This window comes from Streptomyces sp. LaPpAH-108, from assembly GCF_000373625.1.
Lineage (GTDB): Bacteria > Actinomycetota > Actinomycetes > Streptomycetales > Streptomycetaceae > Streptomyces.
Window position 1 is genome coordinate 239,604 of the sequence record NZ_KB891994.1, and the last position, 23,927, is coordinate 263,530.

General features: G+C 71.3%; 24 protein-coding genes. 13 read left to right on the forward strand and 11 right to left on the reverse strand.

Features of this window, described 5'->3' with window-relative positions:
- Positions 1–7 precede the first annotated feature (7 nt).
- The 6 genes from B079_RS0116770 (at position 8) to pssA (ending at position 6,386) form a co-directional block, all read left to right on the forward strand.
- Positions 8–2,035, forward strand: a complete 2,028-nt coding sequence (locus B079_RS0116770) for a protein meaA (RefSeq protein ID WP_018546994.1) — start codon at positions 8–10, stop codon at positions 2,033–2,035.
- The gene (locus B079_RS0116775; protein WP_018546995.1) at positions 2,032–2,997 is read left to right on the forward strand and encodes an HpcH/HpaI aldolase/citrate lyase family protein; all 966 of its coding nucleotides are present in this window, start codon (positions 2,032–2,034) and stop codon (positions 2,995–2,997) included. The genes B079_RS0116770 and B079_RS0116775 overlap by 4 nt, the downstream gene beginning before the upstream one ends.
- A 1-nt stretch (position 2,998) precedes the next feature.
- Positions 2,999–3,511 (forward strand): MaoC family dehydratase, encoded by a 513-nt coding sequence (locus tag B079_RS0116780; RefSeq protein ID WP_018546996.1) that lies wholly within the window; start codon positions 2,999–3,001, stop codon positions 3,509–3,511.
- A 3-nt stretch (positions 3,512–3,514) separates the two neighbouring features.
- Positions 3,515–4,720, forward strand: coding sequence for an acyl-CoA dehydrogenase family protein (locus B079_RS0116785; RefSeq protein ID WP_018546997.1), 1,206 nt, complete (start codon positions 3,515–3,517; stop codon positions 4,718–4,720).
- A 168-nt stretch (positions 4,721–4,888) separates the two neighbouring features.
- Positions 4,889–5,545, forward strand: coding sequence for a phosphatidylserine decarboxylase (locus B079_RS0116790; protein ID WP_018546998.1), 657 nt, complete (start codon positions 4,889–4,891; stop codon positions 5,543–5,545).
- A gap of 22 nt (positions 5,546–5,567) precedes the next feature.
- A complete protein-coding gene (pssA, locus tag B079_RS0116795; RefSeq protein ID WP_018546999.1) occupies positions 5,568–6,386 on the forward strand; it encodes a CDP-diacylglycerol--serine O-phosphatidyltransferase in 819 nt (272 codons plus the stop codon).
- Between the two features lie 106 nt (positions 6,387–6,492).
- On the opposite strand, the gene B079_RS0116800 is transcribed toward pssA, so the two are convergent.
- Complete coding sequence (locus B079_RS0116800) at positions 6,493–7,635, reverse strand: glycerate kinase (RefSeq protein WP_026248772.1); 1,143 nt, start codon at positions 7,633–7,635, stop codon at positions 6,493–6,495.
- A gap of 321 nt (positions 7,636–7,956) precedes the next feature.
- Between B079_RS0116800 and B079_RS0116805 the strand changes: the two genes are divergently transcribed.
- Complete coding sequence (locus B079_RS0116805) at positions 7,957–8,451, forward strand: NUDIX domain-containing protein (protein ID WP_018547001.1); 495 nt, start codon at positions 7,957–7,959, stop codon at positions 8,449–8,451.
- Positions 8,452–8,506: 55 nt separating this feature from the next.
- A complete protein-coding gene (locus B079_RS0116810; protein ID WP_018547002.1) occupies positions 8,507–9,244 on the forward strand; it encodes an SIR2 family NAD-dependent protein deacylase in 738 nt (245 codons plus the stop codon).
- 12 nt (positions 9,245–9,256) lie between these two features.
- Here the strand turns inward: B079_RS0116810 and B079_RS0116815 are convergent, their stop codons facing one another.
- The 3 genes from B079_RS0116815 to B079_RS0116825 form a co-directional block, all read right to left on the reverse strand.
- Positions 9,257–9,757: a methylated-DNA--[protein]-cysteine S-methyltransferase gene (locus B079_RS0116815; protein ID WP_026248773.1), complete on the reverse strand. Its 501-nt coding sequence runs from the start codon at positions 9,755–9,757 to the stop codon at positions 9,257–9,259.
- 19 nt (positions 9,758–9,776) lie between these two features.
- Positions 9,777–11,333, reverse strand: a complete 1,557-nt coding sequence (locus B079_RS0116820; RefSeq protein ID WP_078495973.1) for an AlkA N-terminal domain-containing protein — start codon at positions 11,331–11,333, stop codon at positions 9,777–9,779.
- 88 nt (positions 11,334–11,421) lie between these two features.
- Positions 11,422–12,309, reverse strand: a complete 888-nt coding sequence (locus tag B079_RS0116825; protein WP_018547005.1) for a methylenetetrahydrofolate reductase — start codon at positions 12,307–12,309, stop codon at positions 11,422–11,424.
- Positions 12,310–12,911: 602 nt separating this feature from the next.
- On the opposite strand from B079_RS0116825, the gene B079_RS0116830 reads away from it, so the two are divergent.
- The gene (locus B079_RS0116830) at positions 12,912–15,023 is read left to right on the forward strand and encodes a hypothetical protein (protein WP_018547006.1); all 2,112 of its coding nucleotides are present in this window, start codon (positions 12,912–12,914) and stop codon (positions 15,021–15,023) included.
- A 90-nt stretch (positions 15,024–15,113) separates the two neighbouring features.
- On the opposite strand, the gene B079_RS0116835 is transcribed toward B079_RS0116830, so the two are convergent.
- Positions 15,114–15,446: a GNAT family N-acetyltransferase gene (locus B079_RS0116835; protein WP_018547007.1), complete on the reverse strand. Its 333-nt coding sequence runs from the start codon at positions 15,444–15,446 to the stop codon at positions 15,114–15,116.
- Between the two features lie 57 nt (positions 15,447–15,503).
- The gene (locus tag B079_RS0116840; protein ID WP_018547008.1) at positions 15,504–16,439 is read right to left on the reverse strand and encodes a pirin family protein; all 936 of its coding nucleotides are present in this window, start codon (positions 16,437–16,439) and stop codon (positions 15,504–15,506) included.
- Positions 16,440–16,559: 120 nt separating this feature from the next.
- Here B079_RS0116840 and B079_RS0116845 point away from each other — a divergent pair, with 120 nt between their 5' ends.
- From B079_RS0116845 to B079_RS0116855, 3 genes are all read left to right on the forward strand, one after another.
- Entirely contained in the window at positions 16,560–17,048 is a 489-nt protein-coding gene (locus B079_RS0116845) for a carboxymuconolactone decarboxylase family protein (RefSeq protein ID WP_018547009.1), read from the forward strand.
- A gap of 115 nt (positions 17,049–17,163) precedes the next feature.
- Positions 17,164–17,679 (forward strand): DoxX family protein, encoded by a 516-nt coding sequence (locus B079_RS0116850; RefSeq protein WP_037801636.1) that lies wholly within the window; start codon positions 17,164–17,166, stop codon positions 17,677–17,679.
- A 94-nt stretch (positions 17,680–17,773) separates the two neighbouring features.
- Positions 17,774–18,223: a hypothetical protein gene (locus B079_RS0116855; protein WP_018547011.1), complete on the forward strand. Its 450-nt coding sequence runs from the start codon at positions 17,774–17,776 to the stop codon at positions 18,221–18,223.
- A 21-nt stretch (positions 18,224–18,244) separates the two neighbouring features.
- On the opposite strand, the gene B079_RS0116860 is transcribed toward B079_RS0116855, so the two are convergent.
- The 3 genes from B079_RS0116860 to B079_RS0116870 form a co-directional block, all read right to left on the reverse strand.
- A complete protein-coding gene (locus B079_RS0116860) occupies positions 18,245–19,657 on the reverse strand; it encodes a sugar porter family MFS transporter (RefSeq protein ID WP_018547012.1) in 1,413 nt (470 codons plus the stop codon).
- 165 nt (positions 19,658–19,822) lie between these two features.
- Positions 19,823–20,977, reverse strand: coding sequence for a glutathione-independent formaldehyde dehydrogenase (locus B079_RS0116865; protein ID WP_018547013.1), 1,155 nt, complete (start codon positions 20,975–20,977; stop codon positions 19,823–19,825).
- 185 nt (positions 20,978–21,162) lie between these two features.
- Positions 21,163–21,669, reverse strand: a complete 507-nt coding sequence (locus tag B079_RS0116870; protein WP_018547014.1) for a hypothetical protein — start codon at positions 21,667–21,669, stop codon at positions 21,163–21,165.
- A 93-nt stretch (positions 21,670–21,762) separates the two neighbouring features.
- On the opposite strand from B079_RS0116870, the gene B079_RS0116875 reads away from it, so the two are divergent.
- A complete protein-coding gene (locus B079_RS0116875) occupies positions 21,763–22,719 on the forward strand; it encodes an endonuclease/exonuclease/phosphatase family protein (protein ID WP_018547015.1) in 957 nt (318 codons plus the stop codon).
- Here B079_RS0116875 and B079_RS0116880 read toward each other — a convergent pair.
- Both B079_RS0116880 and B079_RS0116885 read right to left on the reverse strand, forming a co-directional pair.
- The gene (locus tag B079_RS0116880) at positions 22,716–22,910 is read right to left on the reverse strand and encodes a hypothetical protein (RefSeq protein ID WP_018547016.1); all 195 of its coding nucleotides are present in this window, start codon (positions 22,908–22,910) and stop codon (positions 22,716–22,718) included. The two genes, B079_RS0116875 and B079_RS0116880, sit on opposite strands and share 4 nt — an antisense overlap.
- Positions 22,911–22,999: 89 nt before the next feature.
- On the reverse strand, positions 23,000–23,923 hold the full coding sequence (locus tag B079_RS0116885) for an NADP-dependent oxidoreductase (RefSeq protein WP_026248776.1): 924 nt from the start codon (positions 23,921–23,923) through the stop codon (positions 23,000–23,002).
- Positions 23,924–23,927: the final 4 nt, after the last annotated feature.

The window sequence follows — 23,927 nt, forward strand, 5'->3', positions numbered from 1 at the left end:
GCCACAGATGACACAGCGTCAGAAGGACCGGCCGTGGCTCATGCGCACGTACGCCGGCCACTCCACGGCGGAGGCGTCCAACGAGCTGTACCGGCGCAACCTCGCCAAGGGCCAGACCGGTCTGTCGGTCGCCTTCGACCTGCCCACCCAGACCGGCTACGACGCCGACCACATCCTCGCCCGCGGCGAGGTCGGCCGGGTCGGCGTGCCCGTCTCGCATCTGGGTGACATGCGCAGGCTGTTCCAGGACATCCCGCTGGAGCAGATGAACACCTCGATGACGATCAACGCCACCGCCATGTGGCTGCTGGCGCTCTACCAGGTCGTCGCCGAGGAGCAGGGCGCGGACATCACCCGGCTCCAGGGCACGACCCAGAACGACATCGTCAAGGAGTACCTCTCGCGCGGGACGCACGTCTTCCCGCCGGGGCCCTCGCTCCGGCTGACGACGGACATGATCGCGTACACGGTGTCCCACATCCCCAAGTGGAACCCGATCAACATCTGCAGCTACCACCTCCAGGAGGCCGGTGCCACGCCGGTCCAGGAGATCGCGTACGCCATGTCGACCGCGATCGCCGTCCTGGACGCGGTGCGCGACTCCGGCCAGGTGCCGCAGGAGCGCATGGGCGACGTGGTCGCGCGCATCTCCTTCTTCGTCAACGCGGGCGTCCGCTTCGTCGAGGAGATGTGCAAGATGCGCGCCTTCGGCCGCATCTGGGACCAGGTCACCCGCGAGCGGTACGGCATCGAGAACCCCAAGCAGCGCCGCTTCCGCTACGGCGTCCAGGTCAACTCGCTCGGCCTGACGGAGGCGCAGCCGGAGAACAACGTCCAGCGGATCGTCCTGGAGATGCTGGCGGTGACGTTGTCGAAGGACGCCCGCGCGCGTGCCGTGCAGCTGCCCGCCTGGAACGAAGCGCTCGGCCTGCCCCGGCCCTGGGACCAGCAGTGGTCGCTGCGCATCCAGCAGGTGCTGGCGCACGAGAGCGATCTGCTGGAGTACGAGGACATCTTCGCGGGCTCGCACGTCATCGAGGCGAAGGTGGCCGCGCTGGTCGACGAGTCCTTCGCGGAGATGGCCCGGATCGAGGAGATGGGCGGCGCGATGGCCGCCGTCGAGTCCGGGTACCTCAAGGCGCAGCTCGTCGCCTCCCACGCCGAGCGGCGGGCGCGGATCGAGTCCGGCGAAGAGAAGATCATCGGCGTCAACATCTTCGAGACGACCGAGCCGAACCCGCTCACCGCCGACCTGGACACCGCGATCCAGACGGTCGACCCGGCGGTCGAGGACCGGGTGATCACCGCGCTCCGGAACTGGCGCGACACCCGCTACCAGCCGCCCTTCAACCACCCGCGCCCCTGCAAGGCGCTGGAGCGGCTGAAGGAGGCCGCCAAGGGCACCGAGAACCTGATGGAGGCCACGCTGGAGTGCGCCCGCGCCGGGGTCACGACCGGCGAGTGGGCGGGGGCGCTGCGCGAGGTGTTCGGGGAGTACCGGGCGCCCACCGGGGTCTCCTCCGCGCCGGTGGCCGTGCCCGCCGAGGCCGGTTCCGCGATGGCCGGGGTGCGCGCCCGGGTGGACGCCACCGCGCGCGACCTGGGCGTGGGCAAGCTGCGCTTCCTGGTCGGCAAGCCGGGCCTGGACGGGCACTCCAACGGCGCCGAGCAGATAGCCGTGCGCGCCCGTGACGCCGGGTTCGAAGTGGTCTACCAGGGCATCCGGCTGACCCCGGAACAGATCGTGGACGCGGCCCTCGCGGAGGACGTGCACGCGGTCGGTCTGTCCATCCTGTCCGGCTCGCACGCCCAGCTGGTGCCGGACGTCCTGGAGCGGCTGCGCGAGGCCGGTGCGCACGACATCCCGGTGATCGCGGGCGGCATCATCCCGAACGCGGACGCCGAACAGCTGAAGTCCGCCGGTGTGGCCGCCGTGTTCACCCCGAAGGACTTCGACATCACGGGAATCATCGGCCGTATCGTCGACGAGATCCGCACAGCGAACAAGCTCGACCCCCTGGAGGTCCCCGCATGACGTCCCCTGTCAACCGTCTGCGTCCGCGCCGCTCCTGTCTGGCGGTGCCGGGAAGCAATCCGCGCTTCCTGGAGAAGGCGCAGGGTCTCCCGGCCGACCAGGTCTTCCTGGACCTGGAGGACGCGTGCGCGCCGCTCGCGAAGCCCGAGGCGCGGCACACCATCGTCAAGTTCCTCAATGAGGGTGACTGGACGGGCAAGACGCGGGTCGTGCGGGTCAACGACTGGACGACCGAGTGGACGTACCGCGATGTCGTGACGGTGGTTGAGGGCGCGGGGCCGAACCTTGACTGCATCATGCTGCCCAAGGTGCAGAACGCCCAGCAGGTGGTCGCGCTCGACCTGCTGCTCACGCAGATCGAGAAGACCATGGGCTTCGAGGTCGGCCGGATCGGCATTGAGGCGCAGATCGAGAATGCACAGGGTCTCAACAACGTCAATGAGATCGCGTCCGCCAGTCCACGTATCGAGACGATCATCTTCGGCCCTGCCGACTTCATGGCGTCGATCAACATGAAGTCGCTCGTCGTGGGCGAGCAGCCGCCCGGCTATCCGGCCGACGCCTACCACTACATCCTCATGAAGATCCTGATGGCCGCCCGCGCCAACGACCTCCAGGCGATCGACGGCCCCTACCTCCAGATCCGCAATGTCGACGGCTTCCGCGAGGTGGCCGGCCGCGCCGCCGCGCTCGGCTTCGACGGCAAGTGGGTGCTGCACCCCGGCCAGGTGGACGCGGCCAACGAGGTCTTCTCGCCCTCGCAGGAGGACTACGACCACGCCGAGCTGATCCTGGACGCGTACGAGTACTGCACCTCCGAGGCGGGCGGCAAGAAGGGCTCGGCGATGCTCGGCGACGAGATGATCGACGAGGCCAGCCGCAAGATGGCCCTGGTCATCGCGGGCAAGGGCCGCGCGGCCGGAATGCGGCGGACGACCAAGTTCGAGATTCCGGAGGCGTGAGATGCAGTTCGGGCGCACCTACGAGGAGTTCGAGGTCGGGGCCGTCTACAAGCACTGGCCCGGCAAGACGGTCACCGAGTACGACGACCACCTCTTCTGCCTGCTCACCATGAACCACCACCCGCTCCACATGGACGCGCACTACGCCGAGAGCACGACCGACTTCGGCAAGAACGTGGTGGTGGGCAACTACATCTACTCGCTGCTGCTCGGCATGTCCGTGCCGGACGTGTCGGGCAAGGCGATCGCCAACCTGGAGATCGAGTCGCTCAAGCACGTGGCGCCGACCTTCCACGGCGACACGATCTACGGCGAGACGACCGTGCTCGACAAGTGGCCGTCGAAGTCGAAGAACGACCGCGGGATCGTGCACGTGGAGACCAAGGGCTACAAGCAGGACGGCACCCTGGTGTGCGTCTTCCGCCGCAAGGTCATGGTGCCGACCGAGACGTACATCAAGGAGCGCGGCGGCGAACAGCCCGGCCGTCCGGAACTCAAGCAGCAGGAGAAGTAGGCCATGGCCCGACTCGCCCAGACCGCAGGTCTGACGGACATCCAGCGGGAGATCCTTTCCACGGTCCGCGACTTCGTGGACAAGGAGATCATCCCGGTCGCCACCGAGCTGGAGCACCGCGACGAGTACCCGCAGCAGATCGTGGACGGCCTGAAGGAGCTGGGGCTGTTCGGTCTGATGATCCCCGAGGAGTACGGGGGCCTGGGCGAGTCGCTGCTCACCTACGCGCTGTGCGTGGAGGAGATCGCCCGGGGCTGGATGTCGGTCTCCGGGATCATCAACACGCACTTCATCGTGGCGTACATGCTCAAGCAGCACGGCACGGAGGAACAGAAGTCCTACTTCCTGCCGAAGATGGCCCTCGGTGACATCCGGGGCGCGTTCTCGATGTCGGAGCCGGCGCTCGGCTCGGACGTGTCGGCCATCACCTCGAAGGCGGTGAAGGACGGCGAGGAATACGTCCTGAACGGCCAGAAGATGTGGCTGACGAACGGTGGCACCTCCTCGCTCGTGGCTGTCCTGGTCCGCAGTGACGAAGGCCACCCCGAGGGCACCGCGCCCCACAAGTCGATGACGACCTTCCTGGTGGAGAAGGAACCCGGCTTCGGCGAGGTCCGGCCGGGGCTCACCATCCCCGGCAAGATCGACAAGATGGGCTACAAGGGCGTCGACACCACCGAGCTGATCATGGACGGCCTGCGCATCCCGGCCGACCGCGTGCTCGGCGGCGTCACGGGCCGGGGTTTTTACCAAATGATGGACGGTGTGGAGGTGGGCCGCGTCAACGTGGCGGCGCGTGGCTGCGGTGTCGCGCAGCGCGCCTTCGAGCTGGGCGTTCAGTACGCGCAGCAGCGGCACACCTTCGGCAAGCCGATCGCCCAGCACCAGGCCATCCAGTTCAAGCTGGCCGAAATGGCCACCAAGGTCGAGGCAGCCCATGCGATGATGGTGAACGCCGCACGCAAAAAGGACTCCGGGGAGCGAAACGACCTGGAGGCCGGGATGGCGAAGTACCTCGCCTCGGAGTACTGCAAGGAAGTGGTGGAGGACGCCTTCCGCATCCACGGCGGCTACGGCTTCTCCAAGGAGTACGAGATCGAGCGCCTTTACCGGGAGGCTCCCATGTTGCTCATCGGTGAAGGCACCGCCGAGATCCAGAAAATGATCATCGGGCGCAGACTGCTCGAAGAGTACCGGTTCCAGGGCTGATTGTCCGGGGACGGGGTGTTTTCTTCGTAGGGAAGATCACACCCCGTTGACGGTCTTCAGCCGTCGACTCGGCTTCCTGGCTTGCCCAGTTGCGGCCCGCTCCCGGTACGATCCCGGAAAGCCGCCGTCCCCCGTCAAGCGCGGCATCATCCGCTACGAAGGTCATCCATGCCCCACAGCCAAACCTCTGCACCTCGCGACAGCCGGGCCGGCGTACGCCTCGCGCGCGGAGCATCGCCGTGGCTCCTCCCGACCGTCGCCACCGCAGCCCTCAGCCTGGCCCGCGCCCGCCGCTCGGGCGTCGCCAAGGCCGTCGCCGTTCCCGCCACCGCGCTCGCGGCGGGAATGCTGTGGTTCTTCCGCGACCCCGAGCGCGAGATCGCCACGGGCCGGGTCATCTCCCCCGCCGACGGTGTGGTGCAGAGCATCATGCCGTGGAAGGACGGCCGCACCCGCGTCGCGATCTTCATGAGTCCGCTCAACGTCCACGTCAACCGGGCGCCGCTGGCGGGCACCGTGACGTCGGTCGAGCACATCCCCGGCGGCTTTGTTCCTGCTTTCAACAAGGAGAGCGAGAACAACGAGCGCGTAGTCTGGCATTTCGACACCGAACTCGGCGACATCGAGATGATCCAGATCGCGGGCGCGGTGGCTCGTCGTATCGTGCCGTACCTCCCCGAGGGGACGAAGGTCGAGCAGGGCGAGCGCATCGGTCTGATCCGCTTCGGCTCGCGTGTCGACCTCTACCTGCCCGAGGGTGTGGAGGTCGCGGTCGAGGTCGGGCAGAAGACCGTGGCTGGGGTGACTCGCATTGACCGTGATTGATCCGGAGACACAGGCGGGCTGGGTGCCCGAGGCCGACGCGGTCGACGACGAAGAGGAGATGCCTCTCTCTCTGCGCCTGTCGATAGCGGACACGCTCACGCTCGGCAACGCGACCTGCGGGTTCATGGCGGTGTACTTCACCACCACCGGCATCCTCATCCCGCACCTCACCGGCAGCCAGGAATCCGGCATGGCCCGCCACAGCGCGGCCACGGCGGTCATCCTGATGCTCTGCGCGGCGATCTTCGACCTCTTCGACGGCCTGGTGGCGCGCAAGCTGCGCTCCTCGCCGATGGGCGCGGAGCTGGACAACCTCTCCGACCTCATCAGCTTCGGCCTGGCGCCCGCGTACTTCGTCCTCGTCTACGGCATGGTCGCCGACGACGCCCACCAGCGGGTGGCGGCGCTCGGCGCGATCGTGGTGCTGCTCGCGGTGGTCCTACGCCTGGCGCGCTTCTCCTGCGTGACGCTGAAGGACGGCATGTTCCAGGGGATGCCGTCACCGTTCGGCGCCCTGACCGTCGTCTCGATCGTGCTTCTGGAGCTGCCCTTCGTGGCGACGCTCCTGGCCATCCTGGGCACCGCCTGGCTGATGGTGAGCCGGGTCGAGTACCCGAAGCCGCGTGGCCGCCTCGCCGGGGCCATGCTCTCCTGGATCGTCCTCTCCATGGGCCTCCTCGCCGCCTGGGCCTTCGACGCCCCCAGCGGCCAGCTCCTCCTCCAGACGGGCTGTGCACTCCAGCTCGTCATGGGCGCGGTCATCCCCCTGTTCGCCACGGCCCGCCGGGTGAACAACTTCCGCGACAACCGCCGGGAGGCACGAGCGGCCCAGCTGCCGTAGCCCCACCGGTCCAGCAGTGTTCACCGAGGGCCCCGACCTGTCACAGGTCGGGGCCCTCGGTGTTTCGCGCCGGAAGCCGTTGCCGCGCTCGGGCGGCCACGCCGGCTCAGGTCAGGTGGTTCTTGGCCAGGTGGGTGGCCAGGCGTTCCAGGAGGGGGCCTGCTTGGGCTCGGCAGGTGGATTCGTTCGGTTCGAGGGAGGTCAGGGGGTAGGCGTGGGTGATGCCTGCGGTGCGGAGGGCGGCGGGCGACAGGGTCAGACGGCCGCAGACCGCGACCACCTCCTTGCCCGCCGCGCGGGCCGCCGCGGCGACTCCGGCCGGGGCCTTGCCGTGCAGGGTCTGTTCGTCCAGGGAGCCCTCGCCGGTGATGACCAGGTCGGCGCGGTCCAGGGCGGCGGCGAAGCCGAGGGTGTCCAGGACGACCTCGATGCCGGGGCGGAAGCGGGCGCCGAGGAGGAGGGCGGCGTAGCCGAGGCCACCGGCGGCGCCCGCGCCGGGGAAGGTCGCGAGGTCGGCCGCGCGAGGGAGGGTGGCGGCGAGGACGGTCACGTAGTGGGCGAGGGCGGCGTCGAGACGGGCCACGTCCGCCGGGGAGGCGCCCTTCTGCGGGCCGTAGACGGCGGCGGCGCCCTGCGGCCCGGTCAGCGGGTTGTCGACGTCACCGGCGAGCACCAGGTCCACGGAGGCGAGGCGCGGATCGAGGCCGGACAGGTCGGCACGGGCGAGGTCCACGAGCGCGCCGCCGCCGGGGGCCACCAGCTTTCCGTCGCCGTCCAGCAGCCGGGAACCGAGCGCCGTCAGCATCCCGGCGCCGCCGTCCGTCGTGGCGCTGCCCCCGACGCCGAACACGATGGTCCGCGCGCCCGCGTCCAGCGCGGCCCGCAGCAGCTCCCCCGAGCCGTACGTGGAGGCCGTGAGCGGCGCCCGTACCCCCTCCGGCAGCCGCCGCAGCCCACTCGCCTCGGCCATCTCGACCACGGCGGTGTCGCCGCGCACCGCGAAGGCGGCGGTCACCGGCTCCCCGGTCGGCCCGGCGACCCGCGCCTCACGCCGCTCGAATCCGGCCGCGAGCGCCGCGTCCACCGTGCCGTCGCCCCCGTCGGCCACGGGCAGCGCCTCCACCACCACGTCCGGCACGACCCGCCGCAGCCCGGCCGCGACCCGCGCGGCCACCTCGGCGGCCGTCAGCGACCCCTTGAACTTGTCGGCGGCGACCAGCACCCGCCGCCGCCCCGCACCGTCCGTCACCACACGACCCCTCACCGTCCGAACCCACGCTCGCCCCAGGGAGCACCGCTGCGACCCTAAGGGCTGCCGCCCAGGGCACGCTGCCGCGCCCGCGCAGCTCCGTCGACGACGCCAATGCGCCGCCGACTCGCCCGCAGCCTCGATGCCCAGCATGCCCACGCCACGCCAGCAGCACCGGGCACGCCGACGACCAGCTCCACAGCCCGCGCCGAGCACGCAGCCCCCGTACACCACCACCCCGCCCCCAGCCCGCGCCAGACGCACCCCCGCGCCCCCACCGCCCCCTGTGCCCGCGCCCCCGCGCCTGGCTACGCTGCCAGGATGACCACCTCGAACGACTTCGCCACGTACATCGCCGGTCTCCCCCGTGTCCTCGCCGCCGCCGCGTGTCTGTTCCGGGACGCCGAGGGACGGGTGCTGCTCGTCGAGCCGAATTACCGGCCGGGGTGGGGGCTGCCGGGCGGCACGATCGAGTCGGATCAGGGGGAGACACCTCGGCAGGGGGCGCGGCGCGAGACGCTGGAGGAGATCGGCCTGGACCTGGAGCCGGGGCGGTTGCTCACCGTGGACTGGGTACCGGGACCGGGCCGCCCGCCGCTGGTGGCGTACCTCTACGACGGCGGCGTGCTGAGCGAGGCCGAGCTGAAGTCGATCCGTCTCCAGGAGGAGGAGCTGCTGTCCTGGCGCCTGGTCCCCCGCCCCGAACTGCCGGACTACCTCCCCTCGCCCCTCTCCGACCGCATCCTGACCGCCCTGGACGTCCTGGCGGAGGGCAACGGCCCGGCCGAGCTGGAGAACGGCCACCGGGTGGTCTGACCGTGCGGCGATATCCCCTCGCCGCCCCGCCCCCGCCCGCCCTACTCTCGGTCCCATGGCCAAGCCCCTCGTAGCCGTCCTCAGCGGCGCAGGCATCTCCACCGACTCCGGTATCCCGGACTACCGCGGCCCCAACGGGCTGTGGCGGCGGGATCCGGAGGCCGAGAAGCTGGTGACGTACGCGTACTACATGGCGGACCCGGAGATCCGGCGCCGCTCGTGGCAGCTGCGGCGCAAGAACCGGGCGCTGAGCGCGGAGCCGAACGCCGCGCACCGGGCGGTGGCCGAGCTGGAGCGCTCCGGTGTCCCGGTGCGGGTGCTCACACAGAACGTGGACGGGCTGCATCAGCGGGCCGGGATGCCCGCCCGGAAGGTGCTCGAACTGCACGGCAACGCAAGGGAGTTCGTGTGCACCAAGTGTCACGCGAGGGGGTCGATGGAGGACGCCCTCGCCCGCGTGGAGGCCGGTGAGGAGGATCCGCCGTGTCTGGAGTGCGGCGGGATCCTGAAGTCGGCGACGGTGATGTTCGGGCAGAGCCTGGACCCCGTCGTCCTCGGCGAGGCCCTGTCGATCAGCAAGGCGTGCACGGTGTTCATCGCCGTCGGCAGCACGCTCCAGGTGCAGCCCGCCGCCGGTCTCGCCGGGGTGGCCGCCGACCACGGCGCCCGGCTGACCATCGTCAACGCGGAGCCGACGCCGTACGACGACCTCGCCGAGGAGGTCGTCCGCGAGCCGATCGGCACCGCGCTGCCCGGCCTGCTGAGCGCGCTGGCCGGGCGGTACGGCGACTGACCCCACGGCCGGTCAGAACAGGCTCTCCCCCTTCTCGGCCTTCTCGAACTCCAGCAGCTTCTGCTTGCGGGCCAGGCCGCCGCCGTAGCCGGTGAGGCTGCCGGTCGAGCCGATGACCCGGTGGCAGGGGACGATGATGCCGATGGGGTTGCGGCCGTTGGCGAGGCCGACGGCGCGGGAGGCGGTGGGGTTGCCGAGGGCGGCGGCGAGCTGGCCGTAGCTCCGGGTCTCCCCGTAGGGGATGAGGGTGAGCTGCTCCCAGACCCGCTGCTGGAACGGCGTGCCCGCGAGGTTCAGGCGGAGGGTGAAGTCGGTCAGGTCGCCCGCGAAGTAGGCCGCCAGCTGCTCGCGGGCCTCGGCGAAGGCGCGCAGGCTGTCGTCGCGCGGGCCGAAGGTCTCCTCGGCGGGGCGGTGGCGCTGGCCCTCCATGTAGAGGCCGCACAGCGTGTCGTCGGCGTCCGCGACGAGCGTGAGGGGCCCGTAGGGGCTGTCGGTGACGGTGTGGTGCTTCATGGCGGTCATGGCAACTTCCTCAGTCCGGAAGGACGTTGATCGGGTGGCTGTCGGTCGCCCACAGGTACTGCACGGCGTACGCCCGCCAGGGCCGCCAGGCCTCGGCGCGGCCGGTGAGCGCGGCCGGGGTGGCGGGGAGCCCGAGGCGCTCGGCGGCGCGTCGTACTCCCAGGTCGGTGACGGGGAAGGCGTCGGGGTCGCCGAGGGCGCGCATGGCGATGACGTCGGCGGTCCAGGGCCCGAAGCCGGGCAGGTCGAGCAGGCGGGCGCGGGTCTCGGCCCGGTCGGACTCGGCGCCGAGCCGCAGCGTGCCGTCCGCGAGGTGCCGGACGAGCGTGGTCAGGGTGGTGCGCCGGGTGCGCGGCATGGCCAGGGTCTCGGGGTCCACAGCGGCCAGTGCCTCGGGGGTCGGGAAGAGATGGGTGAGCCCGCCCTCGGGGTCGTCCAGCGGTTTGCCGTGCGCGGTGACCAGGCGGGCCGCGTGGGTGCGGGCGGCGGCCGTGGACACCTGCTGTCCGAGCACGGCCCGTACGGCGAACTCGGCCTCGTCCACCGTGCGCGGCACCCGTCGTCCCGGCGCGCGGTCCACCAGCGGGGCGAGCGCGGGGTCGGCGCGCAGCCGTTCGTCGACGGCGGCCGGGTCGGCGTCCAGGTCGAGCAGGGCGCGGCAGCGGCTGATCGCCACGGTGAGGTCGCGCGGGTCGCCGAGCGTGAGACGGCAGGCGATGTGCCCGGCGGCCGGGGAGAGCGCCACGATCCCGTGCCCGTACGGCAGCGAGAGCGTGCGCCGGTAGGCGCCGTCCCGCCACTCCTCCACGCCGGGTACGGCGGTGGCGGCCAGGTGTCCGAAGAGGTTGCCCGGCTCCAGCGGGGCCCGGTACGGCAGCCGCAGGGAGATCGTGCCCGGGGTGGCGGCGGGGCCGACGGCCGGGACGCGGGCGCGCAGCTCGGTCGGGGTGAGGGCGTAGACCTCGCGGACGGTGTCGTTGAAGGTGCGCAGGGAGGCGAAGCCCGCGGCGAAGGCGATCTCCGCCATGGGCATGGCGGTCGTCTCGATCAGCAGCCGGGCGGTCTGCGCGCGCTGGGCGCGGGCCAGGGCGAGTGGTCCGGCGCCCAGCTCGGCCAGGAGCTGGCGCTCGATCTGGCGGGCGGAGTAGCCGAGGCGTGAGGCGAGGCCGGGGACGCCCTCGCGGTCCACGACGCCGTCGGCGATGAGCCGCATGGTGCGGGCCACCAGGTCGGCGCGCTGGTTCCACTCCGGGGAGCCGGGGCTGGCGTCCGGGCGGCAGCGCTTGCAGGCCCGGAACCCGGCCCGCTGGCAGGCGGCGGCGCTCGGGTAGAAGGTCATGTTCCGCGGCTTGGGCGGGACCACCGGGCAGCTCGGCCGGCAGTAGATGCCGGTGGTGAGCACCGCCGTGAAGAACCACCCGTCGAACCGGGCGTCCTTCGACTGCACGGCGTGCACGCAGTGCTCCCGGTCCAGGTGTGCCACCGAGGGCGCCGGGGCCACCAGGGTCACCGGGTTCGCCCCCGGCCCCGGCCCCGCACCTGTCGTCCCGCTCGTCGCTGTCCGCATGCCTACAAGGATGGCCACCGGGAGGCCCGGTCGCTGGCGAGAATCCGACATGTACCTGGGGGTGACCAGGCACCGCCCCGAGCCCTGGTCAGACCGACGCGCGATACGCCCCGACCCACTCCGAAGTCGTCCGCAGCCCCCCGAACGTGTAGAAGTGCGCTTTCACCGCCCCGTGCCGCTCCGGGTCGTACCGCAGCGCCAGCTCGTGCAGGAAGCGGTCCGGGCCCGCCGTTCCCATGAGGTTGGTGAGAGAGAGGCCGTACTTGCGGGCGACGGAGGCGCTGGTGGCGACGCCGAAGCGGGAGGCGTAGCCGAGCAGCCGACGCACTCCGGCCGGGCCGGGGACGCCGACGCGCACGGGCAGCCGTATCCCGCGCGCCCGGACCGCCTCCAGCCAGGTGAGCACCGGGTCCACGGCGAAGCCGAACTGGGTGATGATCTCGCCGCCGAACCCCTCGGCACCGAGCACCGCCGCCTTGTCGGTGAGCGCGGACCACAGGGCGGGGCCGGTGAGGCCGGGGTGGCCCTCCGGGTAGCCGGTGATGCCGATGTGGCGTACCCCGTGGCGCTGGAGCAGTCCGGTGCGGATGACGGAGAGGGCGTCCTCGTACGGGCCCTCGGGGCGGGCGGGGTCGCCGCCGACCACGAAGACGTGCTCGCCGGTGCCGTCGGCGGCCAGTGCGGACAGGAACTCCTCCAGGTGGGCCCGGGAGGGCAGACGGCGGGCGGAGAGGTGCGGGACGGGGACGAAGCCGAGCCGTTTGACCGCGCGGGCGGCGGCCAGCCGGGTGCCCAGGTCCTCGCCCGCGAGATAGGTCACGTTGATGCGGGTGCCCGGGGGTATGCCGGGGGCGGCCTCCTCCAGGCGGGGCACGTCCTTGCCGGTCATCTCCAGGGAGAAGCCGTCCAGCAGGGCGGCGCCCGTGCCCCCGGCTTCCGTCGCGCGGGCGGCCGGGGCGGAGGGGACGGGGTTCATCGTGCTCCTTGCGCGGCGGCCTCGCGCGTACGCGGGACCGCGTCATGAGGGGGTGGCCTCGGCCGATGATGTCACGCGCACGCGGACGCCTCGACGACACACCCGGAAGTAACGATTCCGTATCGTTCGGCCCGTAAAGCCGCACAGGTTGCCGTGGTTACCTGAGCCAAATCCGCAAGTGCTTTAATGATCCGCCGACATCACGGCCGAATGCCCCTTCCTCCTGTCGCGTCACGAGGAGGCGGACACCCGGTGAACAGGTTCGGAACACGGCACGTTTTCCTTTTCGAGGGAGCTTCGATGACCAGGCTCAATCGCGGGCGGTTGCTGCCCTCGGCGGGCACAGTCGTCGGCTCGGCGACCGCTGCGGCGATCCCCTCCGGACAACCGGGGCCACCCGCCCCGACGACGCGTCAGAACCGCACCGCCCCTTGTCACTTTGCTCACGCTTCGCCCGTAATGCGGCATTTTTCCCTGTCGTACATTGCTACGCGGGCCGCATAAGCCATACGGCCACCCTTTCCGCCCCCGGCCCGCCGGGAGCGGTACACCCCCCGCATACGCTCACCCCGTCCGTCGCACCCCCAGCAGGAGCCCAGCCCGTGCCCTCCGCCGGACTCGTCACCCGTCGCATCGCGCAGCTGTACGCGGTGTTCGCGATATTCGCGCTCTTCGCGGCGCAGCTGATCGGCGCGCTGCTGCCGATCGTGCCGCTCTTCGTCGCCGCGACCGCGGCGGGCGTCGCACTCGAAACGTACCTTCAGTACAGGCGGCCCGCGGCGCTGGCGCAGCTGAACCGGATCCGCCTGGACGTGACCGTGCGGCAGCTGCTGCGCGACATGCTCGTCATGGTGGCGCTGCTGCGGATCGAGGGGGTGGAGCCCCGGCGTGAGCAGGCCCCCCTGCTCGTCGCCCTGGGCGCGTACTACAGCCTGCACTTCCTGTGCCAGGCGATCGCCATCATGGTGCGCCGCGCCCGCTCGCTGCCGATCGTCACGCGCAACATCGACGCCGCCGAGCTGAACCTGAGCGCCGCGCCGCCGCGCATCCTGCTGCGCCGCCCGGCGCACCGGCTGCTGACCTTCGCCGTTCCCGGCACCGTCGGGCTGCTCCTGACCGCCCTCACCGCGCAGGCGCGCTGGGGCGCGATCGGCCTGGCCGTCTCCGTCGCGCTGATGGGCGCCGGCACTCTGCACCTGGCCCGCTGGCTGACCGGCAAGAAGCGCGCCAAGAGCGACGCCGAGGTGCTGGAGTGGGTGGACAAGTGGCTCGCCGGCTACCGGCCGACCGTCGCCATGTACTTCTCCGGCGGCACCACCTCCGCCTACCAGGCGAACATGTGGCTGTCCACGCTCTCCCAGCTGGAGCGCCCGCTGATCGTGCTGCGCGAGCGGTTCATGGTGCAGAAGATCGACGCCACCGACGTGCCGATCATCTGCTTCCCCAAGGTCTCCACGATGTTCGCGCTGGAGAACTCGACGCTGAAGATGATGCTGCACCCGGCGAACTCCGGTAAGACCTCGCAGGTGCTGCGCATCCCCTCCATCAAGCACGCGTTCATCAACCACGGCGAGAGCGACAAGCTGTCCTCCTGCAACCCGTACGCCAAGGCGTACGACGAGGTGTGGGTGGCCGGTCCCGCGGCGCGCGAGCGGTACGCGCTGGCGGAGGTCGGCGTCGAGGACAAGGACATCGTCGAGGTCGGCCGCCCGCAGCTGGCCCCGATCCGGCCGTACGCCGGTCCGCCCACCGGTGAGTACACCCACGTGCTCTACGCCCCCACCTGGGAGGGCTGGGACGGCAACCCCGGCAACACCTCCGTGGTGCTCGCGGGCGAGAACATCGTGCGCAAGCTGCTGGCCGACCCCGGTGTGCGCCTGGTCTACAAGCCGCACCCGATGACCGGCTCCGTCGACCCGCGCGCGGGCGCCGCCAACGAGCGGATCAAGGCGATGATCCGCGAGGCCGCCGCGAAGCGCTCCGGTGCCCGTCCGGGCCCCGAGGCCGCCGCCGAGCTGGCCCGCCGCACCGCCGAGCTGGAGAAGCTGACCTCGGTCTCCTTCCGGCCGGGCGCCGACGAACTGGAGCGCATGCTGCTCCAGGGCACCCCGCAGGGTGACCGCGAGGCCGAGATCGAGCGAGCGACGGCCGCCTGGGAGGCCGCTTACTGGGCGTCCTTCCCGGAGTGGGAGCACCTGATCGTCACCGACGCGCGGCCCGCGATCTTCGCCTGCTTCAACATGGCGGACCTGCTGATCAGCGATGTCTCCAGCGTGGTCTCCGACTGGCTGACCAGCGAGAAGCCGTACGCCGTCGCCAACACCTCGGGCATGAGCGAGGAAGCCTTCCGCGCCGCCTTCCCGACCGTGACGGCGGCCACCGTCCTTGCACCGTCCGCGAAGGGTGTCCCGGGCCTGCTGAAGTCGGTCCGGCACCCCGAGAAGGACCGCTATGCCGAGCGGCGCGCGGCGCTGAAGGAGCACCTGCTCGGGCCGTCCGACCCGCCGTCCATGGAGCGCTTCCGCGGTGCCGCCGAGGCGCTGTGCGCCAAGGCCGACGAGCGCCGCGAGCGGATGGCCGCGCGGCTCGCCGCCCCGGCGATCCCCGCCCCGCGCGGCGCGGGCGACGACGACGCGGCGCGCGAGGCCGCCGCGGAGTCCGTGGAGGCTGTGGAGTCCGTGGAGGGTGACGCGGAGGACGCGGTCACCGCGTAACCGCGCACACGACGAAGGCCGCCGTGCGGGACCACTGATCCGGTCCCGCACGGCGGCCTTTTCCCTGCCCCCGTTTCCCTGTCCCGCCGCTCAGCCCAGGTGGCTGTCCAGCCACGTGAGGACGTCGGGGGTCACCGGGTCGGTGATGTCGGCGAACTCCTCGTGCCGCTCCAGGAACTTCGCGACGTACGGGCAGACCGGCACGATCCGCTTGCCCGAGGCACGCACGTCGGTCAGCGCCTCCTGGACGAGCCGGGCGGCCAGGCCCTGTCCGGCAAAGGCGTCGTCGACCTCGGTGTGGTAGAAGACGCGCTGGTCACCTCGGTCGCGATAGGCGGTGAGTCCGGCGCGCTCGCCGTCGACGTGGATCTCGTAGCGGTGCTTGGCGGTGTTGTGCTCGACGGTCGGGGTGGGCTGGGTCATGGGATGCCTTTCGGGCTTTCGGACCTGTGGAAAAGGTGCTCCCGGTTCGGCCGGGGCTCAGCGGCGCCCGGGGTTGCCCCGTGGCCGCAGCGCCGCGTTCGGCAGCTCGGGGGCGGGGAGCCGGTCCCCCGGGTATCCCTCGACGGCACCGAAGCGGCCGGACGCGCTCTGCCACTCCTCGCGGGCCTTGACGATGTCCTCGTGGCTGCGTCCGATGAAGTTCCACCACATGACGATCTCCTCCTCGAACGGGGTGCCGCCGAGCAGCACGGTCCGCGCGAGGTCGTCGGTGTCGTTCGTGAGCGTGAGGGTGTCGCCGCCCGGGGGCAGATGGCCCAGCTCGGCCCGGTCCAGCGACTTACCGTCCAGCCGTACCCGCCCCTGGTCGACCAGCAGGCCGTGCTCGAAGGCGGGGTCGACGGCGAGGGTCAGCGTGGCGTGCGGCCGGAGGACGATCTCGGCGCCGAGCAGGGGCGTGAAGGTCCGCACGGGTGACCGTCCGACTCCGGGGAGAGTCCCCAGGAAGACCCTGATCTCGGCGCCGTCGACCCGTACGGGCGCGGGGACGTGGTGCTGGAAGTCCCGTTCCGTGTCGCGGTGTTCCTCCGGCAGGGCGACCCAGAGCTGGACGCCGTGCAGGACGGTGGTCCCCGGGGTGGAGACCTCCGAGTGGCAGATGCCGTGGCCGCCGGTCATGAGGTTCAGCTCGCCCGACCGTACGAAGGCGTGGCTGCCCAGGCTGTCGCGGTGCTCGATCTCCCCGCTGAACAGCCAGCTCACGGTTTGCAGCCCGGTGTGCGGATGCGGGGCGACGTCCATGCCGCCGCTCACGGAGACGTCGTCGGGGCCGTAGTGGTCGGCGAAGCACCAGGCGCCGATGGTGGTCCGCCCGCGCTGCGGCAGAGTCCGGCGGACGGTCATGGCGCGGGGCCCGCCGAGGGGTACGTCGCGCGGGGTCAGTACGTCGACCCGTTTCTCTTCGCCGTTGCTCACGCCCGGCTCCTCCCGCCATATGTTGTTCTACATTCAACTAATATCGCCATCATAGAGCGATCACCCCCACAGGTACACCCCGCACAGCGAGGGGCCGGTCAGGCCCCGGAGGAGATCAGGTTGAGCACCCACACGGACGCGGACACCTCCCGGCGCGTCTTCATCGACAAGCAGAGCCCCGCCGCCCAGCAGGCACTGATCCGGACCTCGGAGCAGGTGCGCGCGGTCGCCGCCCAGGCGGGCCTCGATCGCACCCTCGTGGAGCTGGTCAATCTGCGCGTGTCCCAGATCAACGGCTGCGCCTACTGTCTCGACGTCCACACGAGGGCGGCGACGCGGGCGGGCGAGACCACGCAGCGGCTCGGCGTCCTGGCGGCCTGGCGGGACACCGAGGTGTTCACCGCGCGGGAACGCGCCGCACTGGCCCTCGCGGAGGCGACCACCATTCCCGGCGACGCCGGGCTCCAGGAGACGGCGTGCGCACAGGCGCGCGAAGCGCTCACCGATGACCAGATATCGGCCGCGATCTGGGTCGCGGTCACCATCAACGCGTTCAACCGGGTCTCGATCATGAGCAAGCATCCGGTGCGCGCGGCACGGCAGGCGTGAGCAAGCGGCCATCGCGGACATAAGGAATGATCGCAACAAATGGCTCCACCCTCACCAGCATCCCGATTTGTTGAAGCTTCACACATCGACTTAAGTGTCCCAGAAAGGCCCTCGCATGACTTCCCCCCACCGACCTGCTCCTTCGCTGCGCGCCTACGACGTGGGTCTGCTGGTCATCCGTCTGGCGATCGGCGTGATCCTCTTCGCGCACGGCACCCAGAAGCTGTTCGGCTGGTTCGGCGGCGGCGGGGTGAGCGGCACCGGTCAGTTCTTCACCATGAGCGGTTACCCCGCCGGTGAGGCGTTCGCCGTGGTCGCGGGGCTCACCGAAACCCTGGGCGGCATCGGTCTCGCCCTCGGCCTGCTGACCCCGCTCGCCGGCGCCGCGGCCCTCGGCACGATGATCAACGCGATGGCTGTCGCATGGGGCGGCGGTTTCTTCGCCCCGAACGGCTACGAGTTCCCCCTCCTGATGGCCTCCGTCGCCCTCGGCCTCGCCCTGACCGGCCCCGGCCGCCTCGCCGTCGACCGCTTCCTGCCCTTCCTGCGGTCCCACCGACTCGTCTACGGCGTGGCGGCGGTCGCCCTCGCGGGAATCTCGTCACTGGTCATCCTGCTCATCCGCGGCTGACAACGCGAGCCCGGCTGCGGCCACAGCGCGCTCGCGCCGGGCGTTGAGTACCCCTACTCATGTCTTCGCTCAACTCCCCGGTAAAACTGCCGACATGGACTCCTCGTGCCCCGAACTCCGTGCCCTCGCCCCGCGTTTGTCCGGCGCCGCCGTCACCGGTGCCGGGCTGGCTGTCGGGGCGGGTGCCTATCTCGCGCGGGCGCAGGGGCGGAGCGAGGGGGTGTGTGCGTCGGACGGGCCCTGCGTCACATGGGGGAATCTGACCGCGCTGCCCGTGGTGATCGTGACCGCGCTGGTCGTGCTGGTGGTGGTGTACAAGCGGTTGGGCATCAGGCCGCGGCTCGCCGTCATACCGCCGACGCTGCTGCTCGCGCCGCTGCCGCTGATGGCGGCGCAGACGGTGCTGGGCCCGATGGCCACCGCCGTCGCGGGGGCGGTCTGGGCGGGGGCGGTCGCGCTGACCGCCTGGGACCGGTACCGCGTGCTCGGGGTCACGGCGGGGGCCGTGCTGGTGTGCGGCTCGCTCGTCGTGCTGTACGGCTGAGGCGCCGGTCCCAGTGAAACGTCACGCGCGGGCGAAGTCGCCCGGGTGGAAGCGGCCCTTCTCGAGGTGGGCCTCGATGTCCTCCAGGCTGTGGCCGGTCAGCTCCGGCATGCGGCGCCGGACGAAGAGCCAGGCCGCGACGTTGAAGCAGCCGTAGATCCAGAAGACCTGGCCGACGCCGAAGGCGTTGATCATCGTCAGCAGGGTCAGGGTGATGAGCAGGTTGGTGCTCCACAGCGTGGCCGACTGGACGCTGGTCGCCGCGGCGCGCACCGACAGCGGGTAGATCTCGGAGCCGGTGAGCCAGCCCATCAGCTGAAGGCCGCCCGCGTTGAAGAACATGAAGGCCAGCAGGCAGGCGACGATGCCCGGGATGTCGGAGCGCCCCGAGTGGCCGGTCACGAAGTACGCGCCCAGGGCGAACAGGCTGAGCGCGGCGCCCGGGACCATCACGAGGGTGAGCCGACGGCGCCCCACCTTGTCCACGATCCACAGGCCGACGATCATCATCACCAGGTACGTCACGCCCAGCGCCACGCTGATCCGCAGCGCGTCCTCCTGGGAGAAGCCGTTGTCCGTGAGGATGGTCGGCGCGTAGTAGATGATCATCTCGATGCCGGACAGCTGGGTGAAGACGGCGATGCCGCAGCCGACGATCAGCGCCGGGCGCACCCACGGCTGCCGCAGCCCGCGCCAGCCGCGCCGCTCCCGGCCGACCGTCCGCTGCTGCCCCGCCAGGGCCACGATCTCGTCCAGCTCGGGCGCGATCGCGTAGCCGTCGGGCCGTACCGCCTTCAGCACCCGTTCCGCCTCGTCCACCCGGCCCTGCTCGACCAGCCAGCGCGGACTCTCGGGCAGCCGGAGCTGGCCGAGCAGCATCACCAGGGCCGGTACGGCCGCCGCGCCGATCGCCACCCGCCAGGACACCGACTCGCTCGCGCCCACCAGGGTCGCGATGACGATGCCGACCCCGATCGCGAGCTGGAAGCAGAGCACCAGCCGCCCGCGGATCGTCCTCGGGGCCAGCTCGGCCACGTACATCGGCACGGTCTGCGTGGCCCCGCCGACGGCGAAGCCGAGCAGTACGCGGGCCAGCGCGAGGCCGACCGCGCTGGGTGCGAACGAGCAGGTCAGGCTGCCCGCGATGAACACCACGCAGATCAGCAGGATGGTCCGGTGCCGTCCGATCCGCTCGCACAGCAGACTGCACGCGAGGGAGCCGATCACCGCGCCCAGCAGGATCCCGGCGGCGATGGCCTCCTTCATGGAGTCCCCGATGCGGAACTCCTTGGAGATCTGGAGCAGGGCGCCGGAGATGATGCCGGTGTCGTAGCCGTAGAGCAGCCCGCTGATCGCGGAGACCACGGCCGCCGTCAGCATGCGCCCGTTCAGGCCCCGGACCGGCGGCGGGGCGTGCTCGACGGCTCGGCTCACGGTTCCTCCCGGGTGGCGGCCCTGGTGGGCGGCTCCGGGGAGGAACGGCCCGGTCGAAACCGTAACGCCGGGCCCGGCCCCCGACCGGGCGGCTCGCGCGATGGCGACCGCCCGGCTTCGTACGAGGCGGTGCTACGCCTCGGTCCCGTTCACGCGCTCACCCGCTCACGCGGCGAGGTCGTGACCCGGGTGGAGCACCACCTTGGTGTAGCCCTCGATCCGCTGGTCGAACTTCTCGTACGCCTGCGGGGCGTCCTCCAGCGGCAGTTCGTGGGAGACCACGAAGCTGGGGCGGGCACGGCCGGAGGCGATCAGGTCGCGCAGCTGGCGGTTGTACCGCTTGACGTTGCACTGGCCCGTGCCCATCTTCTGGCCCTTCTCGAACATCTTGCCGATCGAGACCAGCAGTTGGCCGTGCTTGGCGTGCTCGTCGGGGCCGCCGGGGTCGGACGGCACGTACAGGCCCGGTATGCCGAGCCTGCCGGTCGGCCGGACCGTCTCCACCAGCTGGTTGAGGACGATCGCGGGTTCCTCGTGGTGGGTCTCGTCGCCCGCCTGGGCCTGGTAGCCGACGGCGTCGATCCCCTTGTCGGTGCCCTCTCCGTTCGTCTGGGCCTTGATCTGCTCGGCCGGGTCGCCCTGGGTGAAGTCGATCGGGATGGCCCCGATCTCCGCCGCCTTGGCGAGCCGTTCGGGGACGCGGTCGACGACGAACACCTTCGAGGCGCCGCGCAGCAGCGCCGAGTAGGCGGCCATCAGGCCGACCGGTCCGGCCCCGTACACCGCGACGGTCTCGCCGGGCGACACCTGGGCGAGTTCGCAGCCGTGGTAGCCGGTCGGGAAGATGTCGGCCAGCAGGACGTAGTCCGTCTCGTTCTCGTCGCCCTCGGGCAGCTTCAGGCAGTTGAAGTCGGCGAACGGCACCCGCAGCCGCTCGGCCTGACCGCCCATGTACGGGCCCATGGCCACATAGCCGTAGGCACCGCCCGCGAAGCCGGGGTTGACCGTCAGGCAGAACCCGGTCTCCCCGGCGAGACAGTTCTTGCAGAACCCGCACGCGACGTTGAACGGCATGACGACGCGGTCGCCCACCTTCAGGGAGGTCACGCCGTCGCCGACCTCCTCGATCACGCCCAGGTTCTCGTGGCCGAAGACGATGCCCGGCTCGGCCGCCGTGCGCCCCTCGTACATGTGCAGGTCCGAACCGCAGATGGCGGACGACGTGACCCGGACGATCACATCGTTGGGGTGCAGGATCTGCGGATCCTCCACCTCCGAGACCGTGACACTGAAGGGCCTCTCGTAGACAACGGCTCTCACCTCTGTCACCTCCGCGTCTGACGCCGGATGACGGTGGCGAGCGCGGACCGCCGCCGAGGGCGCGCAGAAAGAGCGGGCCCCCGGTCATCCACCGTGGCCTCGAACCCTCGCTTCACCGCCGGATACTTCCAGGTAACTCCGGTGACACGAGTGCCGCAAGCCTCGCAGGTGAGGGGGCCGGGGCGTCAGAGGTGGCCGAAGAAGCGGGTCCACCAGGTGGCGTGGCCGGGCGCCTCCGCGGCGAGCCAGGTGCTCACGCCGTCGTAGGGCCGGTGCAGCAGCCGTAGGGGCACCGGTGTGCGGCCGAGGTCGCGCAGAGCGGTGTCGATCCGGTCGAGCGTCTCCGGGGAGACGGCGCCCTCCGGGATGCCGTGGCCGGAGGGGCCCGGAACCGTCACGGCCGCCAGGTCGCCGTGGTTGCTCAGCCGCACGAGGACGGGTACGCCCGTGCCGGTCGCCTCGCCCGGCACGGCGATCTCGAAGTGGTAACTGGCGTCCTGGTTCCGGTCGTCCAGGGCGCAGGGGTGGCCGAGGTCCCGGGTCAGGCGGTCCTGGAGCCGGAGGGCTCGCGCCGTTGCCCGGGCGTGGTCGTAGCCGTCGGGAAACTCCAGGTGGGAGGGGCCGGGCAGGCGGTCCACGGTGTGGAGCAGGGCCGTGATGCGGGTGTCTTCGGCCTGCGGGTCGTCGTTCATCGCGGTCACCTTACGCAACCGGCGGGCGGTCGGTGCCGTCCCCCTTCACGGGCGGGAGTGATCATCTCCTGGGCCGGGGCGGGAGGCGGGACCGTGGGTGTCGGCGGGTTCAAGAGGATCTTGGGGTGGGGCGTGGTGTTCGTCCCGCTGTCCGTCCTGCTCCTGGTGCGGGCGGGTGGGCTGGACGGGGGGACGCCGCTCGCCGTGGCCGTGGTGCTGTTTCCGTACGCGGCCGTGGTGAGCGTGCTCGTGCTGGTCCTGGTGCTCGCGGTACGGGGGCTGCGGTCGCGGGCGGTGATCGTCGTCGCGGGGGTGCTCGCGGCCGCTCATGTGGCGTTGCTGGTGCCCCGGTTCGTGCCGGAGCGGGGGCATGTTCCGGCGGGGGCGGCCGAGTTGAGGGTGGCCACGCTCAACACCCATGTGGGGAAGGCGGATGCGCGGGCGGTCGTACGGCTGGTGCGGTCCGGGCGGATCGACGTGCTGGCGGTGCAGGAGCTGCCGTCCGCCGGGGTGACCGCGCTCGCGGAGGCGGGCCTCGGCCGGGTGCTGCCGTACCAGGAGCTGCATCCCGAGAACGACTCCTCCCTCTACTCGCGGCTTCCGCTGACGCACGGCGGCCCGTTGAGGGCGGACACCGCGTGGCCCCAGACCACCGCGCGGGTGAGGGTCGGCGGGCGGACGGTACGGCTGGTGGCCGTGCACACGTACTACCCGCTCGGTGACGCCGCCCGCTGGGGCCGCGACATGACCGCCCTCACTGCGGTCGCCCGCGCCGACGGTCCCGACACGGTGTTCCTCGGCGATTTCAACGCCTCCCTCGACCACGCCCGCATGCGCACCCTCCTCTCCTCGGGCCGCCTCACCGACACCCACGCCGAACTCGGCCACGGCTGGTCCCCCACCTGGCCGTCGGACAACCCCCTCCTCCCACCCCTGGTCCAACTCGACCACATCCTCCACGGCCCCGGCCTGACGGCCCTCTCTGTGACGGAACGGACCGTCCCGGGCACGGACCACCGCGCGGTGATCGCCCACCTGGCACTGCGCTAGAGGGCCACGGCCCGGTCGACCCCGAGATCCCGCCGCATCACGTCCCGCAAGCGGGCGAGCGCGCCCTCGTACGCGACCCGGCCCCCGGTGTACGCCTCGTCCCTGGCGAGCGCACCGGACGCGGCGAGGTCCCGTACATTCCGCAGGCGCTGGAACAGGCGCGTTCCGTCGGCCGGTTCACTCCCGTTCACGACAAGTGGTGGGCGCCCCGACCGCGCTCACCACGGGTTCTCGTCAGTCCGCGATGGACGGTCGGCGGCGTCGGGCGGCCGGGCACTTCTCATGCCACCTTGATGACCACCTTGCCCGAGGCGTGACCGTTCTCGACGGTGGCGAGGGCGGCCGGGGCGTCGGAGAGCGGATGGACCGCGGTGATCACGGGTGCGAGGAGTCCGTCGAGGGCCAGCCGGGCCGACCGCTCCAGGTTCTCGCGGTCGACGCGACGCTCGACGAAACGCCCACCGAGATCGGGCACCGTCATATCACCCACAGCGATGACGTTGCGGGGGTCCTGGGCCAGCGGAGCGACCGTCCGCAGCGAGGTGCCCCCGGCCAGGTCGACGATCCCGTCGAAGCCGTCCGGAACCAGCTCGCGTGCCGCGGCGGCCACGTCCTCGACGGTGTAGTCGATGAACCGCACCCCGATGGCCTCGGCGTGCTCGCGTTTGGCGGTACTCCCGGTACCGATCACACGCAGCCCGCGCCCGGCAGCCAGCCGGGCGACGGCGAGGCCGACCCCGCCCCCGACCCCGTTGACCAGGACCGTGGCACCGGCCGGGAGACTGAGCTGGTCGAGCGCGTCCACCGCGGTCGTCCCGGCCACCGGCAGCGTCGCCGCCACGGTCACGGACAGACCCTCCGGGATGCGCGCGGTGTTCGGCGCGGACAGCACCGTCGTCTCGGCGTAGGTGCCACCACCGGTGAGCGCGAAGCCGAAGACCGCGTCACCCACCTCGAGCCCGTAGCCGTCCTCGCCCAGAGCGAGAACGGTTCCGGCCGCCTCCATGCCCAGCGCACGGGGAAACGGACGCCCGCCGTCGAGCCCGTCGACCAGACCCGAGCGCAGAAAGTGGTCGAGCGGATTCACACCGGCGACGTCGACCCGGATCAGCACCTCGCCCCGGCCGGGGACGGGATCGGGGCGATCGAAGAACTCCTGCACCTCGGGCCCGCCATACCTGCTGAAACCCCATGCCTGCCCCATCTTC

Excerpts from the sequence above, each read along its gene's own strand:
- B079_RS0116805 (WP_018547001.1), top strand. The coding sequence starts at position 7,957 with ATGACCACCTCGAACGACTTCGCCACGTACATCGCCGGTCTCCCCCGT.
- B079_RS0116775 (WP_018546995.1), top strand. The coding sequence starts at position 2,032 with ATGACGTCCCCTGTCAACCGTCTGCGTCCGCGCCGCTCCTGTCTGGCG.
- B079_RS0116835 (WP_018547007.1), bottom strand. The coding sequence starts at position 15,446 with ATGACCCAGCCCACCCCGACCGTCGAGCACAACACCGCCAAGCACCGC.
- B079_RS0116870 (WP_018547014.1), bottom strand. The coding sequence starts at position 21,669 with ATGAACGACGACCCGCAGGCCGAAGACACCCGCATCACGGCCCTGCTC.
- B079_RS0116815 (WP_026248773.1), bottom strand. The coding sequence starts at position 9,757 with ATGAAGCACCACACCGTCACCGACAGCCCCTACGGGCCCCTCACGCTC.
- B079_RS0116770 (WP_018546994.1), top strand. The coding sequence starts at position 8 with ATGACACAGCGTCAGAAGGACCGGCCGTGGCTCATGCGCACGTACGCC.
- B079_RS0116855 (WP_018547011.1), top strand. The coding sequence starts at position 17,774 with ATGGACTCCTCGTGCCCCGAACTCCGTGCCCTCGCCCCGCGTTTGTCC.
- B079_RS0116790 (WP_018546998.1), top strand. The coding sequence starts at position 4,889 with ATGCCCCACAGCCAAACCTCTGCACCTCGCGACAGCCGGGCCGGCGTA.
- B079_RS0116810 (WP_018547002.1), top strand. The coding sequence starts at position 8,507 with ATGGCCAAGCCCCTCGTAGCCGTCCTCAGCGGCGCAGGCATCTCCACC.
- B079_RS0116850 (WP_037801636.1), top strand. The coding sequence starts at position 17,164 with ATGACTTCCCCCCACCGACCTGCTCCTTCGCTGCGCGCCTACGACGTG.
- B079_RS0116825 (WP_018547005.1), bottom strand. The coding sequence starts at position 12,309 with ATGAACCCCGTCCCCTCCGCCCCGGCCGCCCGCGCGACGGAAGCCGGG.
- B079_RS0116820 (WP_078495973.1), bottom strand. The coding sequence starts at position 11,333 with ATGCGGACAGCGACGAGCGGGACGACAGGTGCGGGGCCGGGGCCGGGG.
- B079_RS0116785 (WP_018546997.1), top strand. The coding sequence starts at position 3,515 with ATGGCCCGACTCGCCCAGACCGCAGGTCTGACGGACATCCAGCGGGAG.
- B079_RS0116885 (WP_026248776.1), bottom strand. The coding sequence starts at position 23,923 with ATGGGGCAGGCATGGGGTTTCAGCAGGTATGGCGGGCCCGAGGTGCAG.
- B079_RS0116780 (WP_018546996.1), top strand. The coding sequence starts at position 2,999 with ATGCAGTTCGGGCGCACCTACGAGGAGTTCGAGGTCGGGGCCGTCTAC.